The sequence below is a fragment of the Streptomyces albidochromogenes genome, assembly GCF_005981925.1.
Classification (GTDB): domain Bacteria; phylum Actinomycetota; class Actinomycetes; order Streptomycetales; family Streptomycetaceae; genus Streptomyces; species Streptomyces albidochromogenes.
On the sequence record NZ_VBVX01000058.1, the window covers coordinates 20929 to 27580 of the forward strand.

A 6652-nucleotide genomic window follows, 5' to 3' on the forward strand; every position below is an offset into this window, starting at 1 on the left:
AAGTCCGGGGGCGGCGCCGGTTGACACCGCCCCCTCTCTTGCATCACCCTTCCACTACTTAATTAGTGAAAGGGGGTGCAAGCCGACGTGGTCGAGTTCCGCATCGACCGGCGCTCCGGCGTCGCCACCTACGTCCAGATCGTGCAGCAGACCAAACAGGCCCTGCGCCTGGGCCTGCTGGAACCCGGCGACAAGCTGCCGACGGCCCGCGAGGTCGTCGAGGCGACCGCGATCAACCCGAACACCGTGCTCAAGGCGTACCGCGAACTGGAGCGCGAGGGCCTGGTGGAGGCCCGGCGCGGGCTCGGCACGTTCGTACGCCGGTCACTGGGCAGCACGCCCGCCGACTCGCCCCTGCGCGGTGAGCTCGCGCAGTGGGCGGCGCGGGCCCGCGAGGCCGGGCTGGAGAAGGACGACGTGGCCGCGCTCTTCACATCCGTACTGGACGAGCAGTTCGAGGGAGATCACGCATGAGCGACACCGCCATCGAGGCGGCCGCCCTGGGCAAGCGCTACGGGCGGCGGGGATGGGCGCTGCGCGCCTGCTCCTTCCGGCTGCCCGCGGGACGCGTCTGCGCGGTCGTCGGCCCCAACGGCGCCGGCAAGTCGACCCTCCTCGCCCACGCGGCCGGGCTGCTCCGCCCCACCGAGGGTTCCCTCACCGTGCTGAGCACGTCCCCCGCCGAGGCCCGCGACCGCATCGCGTACGTCGCCCAGGAGAAGCCGCTCTACCCGCAACTCACCGTCGCCGACACCCTGCGCCTGGGCGCCGAGCTCAACCCCGCCCGCTGGGACGGGCGCGTCGCGGACCGCGTCGTACAGGAGGGCGGACTCGACCTCGGCGCACGCGTCCGTACGCTCTCGGGCGGCCAGCGCACCCGGGTGGCCCTGGCCCTCGCGCTCGGCAAGCGGCCCGAACTCATGCTGCTGGACGAGCCGATGGCCGACCTGGACCCGCTGGCCCGCCACCAGCTGATGGGCACGCTGATGGCCGAGGCCGTGGAACACGGCACCACCGTCGTGATGTCGTCGCACATCATCGGCGAACTGGCCGACGCGTGCGACCACCTGCTGCTCGTCTCCGGGGGCCGGGTCCGCCTCGGCGGCCCCATCGACGACCTGGTCGCGGCGCACACCCTGGTCACCGGGCTGGCCCCGGCGTCCGACCTCGCCCCGCACACCGTCGTCGAGTCCCGCGCCACCGGACGCGGGACCACTGCCCTGATCCGCCACGAAGGCCCGGTCGGCGACGGCTGGGACGCCGAAGAGCCCTCCCTGGAGGAACTGTTGCTCGCCCATCTGCGCTCCCCGGACGCGCCGCCGCTGCTCGCCCCGGACACGACGGCCCGCCAGACGCCGGAGGTGGCCGCGTGAGCACCACGACGCCCTCCCCGGCCACCGGCACCACCCGCGACACCCCGCACGCGCCCCCTTCGGGCGCTGTGCACGGCCCTCGGTGGGTCTTCCTGCGCCTCCACCGCACACCGCTGCGGCTGGCCCTCGCGGTCTTCGCCCTGGGCGCCGCGCTGACGGGCTTCCTGCGGTGGGCGGCATGGGCCTATCCCGAGAAGGAGTTCGACTGCTCGGACGGAAGCCCCTGCAGCGACACGTTCCTCGGCTTCCAGAGCGCCGCGACCCTGCTGTACGAGTACATGAAGAACGTCTCCCTCTCGGGCCTCCTCCTGCCCGTGCTGATCGGGGCGTTCGTCGCGGGTCCCGTCGTCGCCCGCGAACTGGAATCGGGGCTGCACCGCCTCGTCTGGACCCAGTCGGTCTCCCCCGCGCGCTGGTTCGTCTCCAGACTCGCCATCGCCGCGACGCTCGCCGCGACGGCGGCCCTCGCCTTCATAGGCGTCTTCCAGCTCGGCGCCTCCGGGATGCTGGGCATGTGGAACCTGCACTGGATGGACCGCGGCGTCTACGAGGCGACCGGGCCGGCCCTGGTCGCGTATGGCCTGCTCGCCGTAACCGTGGGCGCGCTTCTCGGCCTGCTCCTGCGCCGCACGGTCGCCGCCATGGCGGCCGCGGCCGCCGTCACGGGAACCGTGCTGCTCGTCGCCGGAACCCTGCGGTGGGACCTGGTCCCGGTGAACACGCTCACCGGGCCCGGCAGCGTCGAGCACCCGCAGCCCACCGGCCTGCCCGACGGTGTCAAGATCGTCGACTGGGGCCTGCAGAACGCCGCCGGTCAGCGCTTCTCCCCCCACGAGTGCGTCCCCGAGAAGCTGATCGGCGCCCGCTGCCCCTCCGACGTCACGGTCACCGACTGGTTCGTGGACTTCCACCCCCGCGCGCACTTCTGGTACGCCCAGCTCGTCGAGACCGGCATCGTGCTGGTCCTCGCGGCGGCGGCCGGGTACGCCGCCCTGCGCGTCCTGCGCCGCAGGCACGCCTGAGCCGGGCGGGACCGCGCCGGACGGGGGTCTGCGCGGTCCCGCCGAGGTGCCCGGCGCGCCGGACAGCCGCCTTCCGGGGGTCCCGTCGGCCCCGGCCCCGCAGCCTGCATGTCATGTCTCCGTTACCGCGCATTCAGACACGCTTGCGACCCTCTCGGAATGCAGCCCGCTGTGCCACCCTCCCCGAACGGGAGAGCCTCCCGCACATCACCCCTCCTCGACGCGCCCGGCACCCCCGACGCGCGGAACAATGGGGTCATGAGCCAGCAGCCGAGCGCCGATGTCCCTGTCCAGCATGCTCAGCCGTCCGTCGGTTCCATCGCCGCGCACCGCCCGCACACCCTGGCGGGGTCGCCGGTGACCAACCTGGATCCCGACATCGACGCCGACCTGGACGCGTACGCGGAGTACGCGGAAGGGGCGGGGGCCGACGCGGAGCTGCCACAGGGCCGCTTCCTCGACCGGGAACGCAGCTGGCTGGCCTTCAACGAGCGGGTGCTCGAACTCGCCGAGGACCCGGCCACGCCCCTCCTCGAACGAGCGAACTTCCTCGCGATCTTCGCCTCGAACCTGGACGAGTTCTTCATGGTCCGCGTCGCCGGCCTGAAGCGCCGTATCGCCACCGGTGTCGCCACCCGGTCCGCGTCCGGCCTCCAGCCCCGCGAGGTGCTGGAGCTCATCTGGACCCGCTCGCGCGAGCTCATGGCCCGGCACGCCGCCTGCTACCAGCAGGACATCGCCCCGGCCCTCGCCGACGAGGGCGTGCACCTGATCCGCTGGCCCGAGCTGACCGAGAAGGAGCAGGCGCGCCTGTTCACCCTCTTCCGCCAGCAGATCTTCCCGGTGCTCACCCCGCTGGCCGTGGACCCCGCGCACCCCTTCCCGTACATCTCGGGGCTCTCGCTCAACCTCGCCGTGGTCGTGCGCAACCCGGTCAGCGGCCACCGGCACTTCGCCCGCGTCAAGGTGCCGCCGCTGCTGTCCCGCTTCCTGGAGGCGTCGCCGCAGCGGTACGTGCCGCTGGAGGACGTCATCGCGGCGCACCTCGAAGAGCTCTTCCCGGGCATGGAGGTGCTCGCGCACCACATGTTCCGGGTGACCAGGAACGAGGACCTGGAAGTCGAGGAGGACGACACCGAGAACCTGCTCCAGGCGCTGGAGAAGGAGCTCATGCGCCGCCGCTTCGGGCCGCCGGTGCGCCTGGAGGTCGAGGAGTCGATCGACCCGTACGTCCTGGACCTGCTCGTGCGCGAGCTGAAGATGTCCGACGCCGAGGTGTATCCGCTGCCCGGCCCGCTGGATCTGACCGGCCTCTTCGGCATCGCGGCCCTGGACCGGCCGGAGCTGAAGTTCCCGAAGTACATCGCGGGCACCCACCGGGACCTCGCGGAGGTCGAGTCGGCGTCCGCGCCGGACGTCTTCGCCGCCCTGCGCGAGCGCGACGTGCTCCTGCACCACCCGTACGACTCCTTCTCGACCTCCGTGCAGGCGTTCCTGGAGCAGGCGGCGGCGGACCCGGACGTGCTGGCGATCAAGCAGACGCTGTACCGCACGTCGGGCGACTCCCCGATAGTGGACGCGCTGATCGACGCCGCCGAGTCCGGCAAGCAGGTCCTCGTCCTCGTCGAGATCAAGGCCCGCTTCGACGAGCAGGCCAACATCAAGTGGGCGCGCAAGCTGGAGGAGTCCGGCTGCCACGTCGTATACGGACTGGTGGGCCTCAAGACGCACTGCAAGCTGTCCCTGGTGGTCCGCCAGGAGGGCGACCAGCTGGTCCGCTACTCGCACGTCGGCACGGGCAACTACCACCCCAAGACGGCCCGCCTCTACGAGGACCTGGGGCTGCTGACCGCCAACCCGCAGGTCGGCGCCGACCTCTCCGACCTCTTCAACCGGCTGTCCGGCTACTCGCGCCGTGAGACGTACCGCCGCCTGCTCGTCGCGCCCAAGTCGCTGCGCGACGGGCTGGTCGCCCGGATCAACAAGGAGACCGCGCACCACCAGGCGGGCCGCCCCGCGTACGTCCGGATCAAGGTCAACTCGATGGTCGACGAAGCGATAATCGACGCCTGCTACCGGGCCGCGAGGGCGGGCGTGCCGGTGGACATCTGGGTACGCGGCATCTGCGCGATACGCCCCGGGGTCGCGGGCCTCTCGGAGAACATCCGGGTCCGCTCGATACTCGGCCGCTTCCTCGAACACTCCCGGGTCTTCGCCTTCGGCAACGGCGGCGAACCCGAGGTCTGGTTCGGCAGCGCCGACATGATGCACCGCAACCTCGACCGCCGCATCGAGGCGCTGGTCCGGGTCACCGACCCCGCACACCGGGCGTCACTGAGCCGGCTGCTGGAAACCGGAATGTCCGACTCGACAGCCTCCTGGCACCTGGGCCCCGACGGCAACTGGACGCGGCACTCGGCGGACGCCGAGGGTCAGCCGCTGCGGCACGTACAGGAGATGCTCATTGACGCCCGGAGGCGCCGGCGTGCAACACCATGACACCGCATCCCGCCCCGGCTCCCGGCCGGACACCGGCCGGCCCCTCGGGGAGGCGGCCGGCATCGGGCCCGCCGAGGCGCTGGCGGAGGCCCTGTCGGCCGGCGGGCTCCCCGCGCAGGACCTGGCCTCCCGCGAGCTGCTCGCGCCCTACCTGCACGCCCGGGCCACCGAGTTCCTGCGGAGCCTACGCCTGCACCGCGAGAGCGGCCAGGACCCGCAGGGCGCCGCTGAGGCGGCCGAGGCGGCCCGGGCCCTGCGCGCCGCCGCACGGCGGATCAGCGGCACGCTGCACACGTTCCGGCCGCTGACCGAGACGGGCTGGGCGGACACCCTGCGGGCGGAGCTGGCCTGGCTCTCCGGCATCCTGGCCCGCGAACACGCCTACGCGGGCCGCTTGAACCGGCTCCTGGAGGCCCTGAACCGGCTGTCCGGTGCCGGCGGCGGTACGGGAGGCGGCGTCCCGGTGCCCCCGGCGCGCGGCGGCGGCTCGTCGGAGCCGGGGAACTCACTGACCGTCGGGGCGGCCCGGGCCGGAGCGCTCCTGGAGCGGCAGCTCACGCTGGCCAGGACACGGGCCCACTCGGCGGCGCTCCAGGCGCTGGGCTCCTCGCGGTTCCACGCGGTCGCCGACGCCGTGGCCTTACTCGCCTCGGACGTGCCGCTCGGCCCCGCCGCCGCCGCGCCCGCCGCCGAGGTGCTCGCGCCGCTGGCGACCGGCGCCGAGCAGCGGCTGCGGGAAGCGGTGGCCGCGCTGCCGCTGGGCCGCGCCGCGCACCCGTACAACGCCGAGGCACTCGTCCACGGCCTCGCCCCGGCGCCCAGCAGCGAGGCGCAGGACGCCCCCTGGCACCACGTACGCCTGCTGCTGCGCCTGCACCGCTACGCGCAGGAGGTCGTCGCCGGCCCCGGCGACACGCGCCCCGCCGCCCGCGCCCTGGACCGCCACCGCGACGCGGCCGAGGCGGCCACCGCGGCGGCGTCGGCGGCCCGCACCCCGCGCATCGCCCCGGCGACGGCGTACGCCCTCGGTGTCCTGCACGCCGACCAGCGGCACGAGGTCGAGGCGGCCCGCTTCGCCTTCCAGCAGGTCTGGCAACCGGCCCCGGCGGCCCCGTGACCGGCCACGACGCCCCCGTCCTCGCCGCGGGCTGCGTGCTGTGGCGCCGCTCGCCGGACGACGGCACCCTGGAGATCTGCCTCGTGCACCGCCCCAAGTACGACGACTGGTCGCACCCCAAGGGCAAGCTGAAGCGCGGCGAGGACCCGCTCGCGGGCGCGCTCCGCGAGGTCCGGGAGGAGACGGGCCACCACTGCGCGCCGGGCCCGGCCCTGTCCGAGCTGCGGTACGTCGCGCACGGCCGCCCGAAGCGGGTGTCGTACTGGGCGGCGGAGGCGACGGGAGGCACCTTCGTCCCGAGCGACGAGGTGGACCGGATCCTCTGGCTGCCGCCCGCCACGGCCCGCGCGCGCCTCACGTACCCGCACGACCGCCCGTTGGTCGACCAGCTGCTCGCGGTCGTCCCGGCCTGAGCCGGCGCGGCCCGAACCTTCGCTCCCCGGGCGGGCGGGCGCCGCTCCGGCCTGCCACTCCACGCGCCGCCGGGCGCCGCTCCGGCCTGCCCCGCTCGCCCCGACCGGCCTCTTTCAGCCACCCGCCGCCCGCACCCCGGCCGCACGATCGCGCAGAGTGACCATTTCGCCGTTTCGGTGACCCTCGGCGAGGGGAGCATCCCCCCGGCCTCCGGCCGACCCCCCGAC

General features: G+C 73.8%; 6 protein-coding genes. All 6 read left to right on the top strand.

Annotation, left to right across the window (positions count from 1 at the left end; translation table 11 throughout):
- Positions 1–87 precede the first annotated feature (87 nt).
- The 6 genes from E2E34_RS10895 (at position 88) to E2E34_RS10920 (ending at position 6424) form a co-directional block, all read left to right on the top strand.
- Complete coding sequence (locus tag E2E34_RS10895) at positions 88–474, top strand: GntR family transcriptional regulator (protein ID WP_138901692.1); 387 nt, start codon at positions 88–90, stop codon at positions 472–474.
- A complete protein-coding gene (locus tag E2E34_RS10900; RefSeq protein ID WP_138901687.1) occupies positions 471–1373 on the top strand; it encodes an ABC transporter ATP-binding protein in 903 nt (300 codons plus the stop codon). Before E2E34_RS10895 ends, E2E34_RS10900 begins: the two co-directional genes overlap by 4 nt.
- The gene (locus E2E34_RS10905; RefSeq protein WP_244315612.1) at positions 1370–2395 is read left to right on the top strand and encodes an ABC-2 membrane transporter-related protein; all 1026 of its coding nucleotides are present in this window, start codon (positions 1370–1372) and stop codon (positions 2393–2395) included. Before E2E34_RS10900 ends, E2E34_RS10905 begins: the two co-directional genes overlap by 4 nt.
- 258 nt (positions 2396–2653) lie before the next feature.
- Positions 2654–4894: an RNA degradosome polyphosphate kinase gene (locus tag E2E34_RS10910; RefSeq protein WP_167518262.1), complete on the top strand. Its 2241-nt coding sequence runs from the start codon at positions 2654–2656 to the stop codon at positions 4892–4894.
- A complete protein-coding gene (locus tag E2E34_RS10915) occupies positions 4860–6011 on the top strand; it encodes a CHAD domain-containing protein (protein ID WP_425573409.1) in 1152 nt (383 codons plus the stop codon). Before E2E34_RS10910 ends, E2E34_RS10915 begins: the two co-directional genes overlap by 35 nt.
- Complete coding sequence (locus tag E2E34_RS10920; protein WP_138901689.1) at positions 6008–6424, top strand: NUDIX hydrolase; 417 nt, start codon at positions 6008–6010, stop codon at positions 6422–6424. The genes E2E34_RS10915 and E2E34_RS10920 overlap by 4 nt, the downstream gene beginning before the upstream one ends.
- Positions 6425–6652 lie beyond the last annotated feature (228 nt).

Bases quoted from the DNA above. Each gene is read 5' to 3' on its own strand.
- E2E34_RS10900 (WP_138901687.1), top strand. From the start codon at position 471: ATGAGCGACACCGCCATCGAGGCGGCCGCCCTGGGCAAGCGCTACGGG.
- E2E34_RS10910 (WP_167518262.1), top strand. From the start codon at position 2,654: ATGAGCCAGCAGCCGAGCGCCGATGTCCCTGTCCAGCATGCTCAGCCG.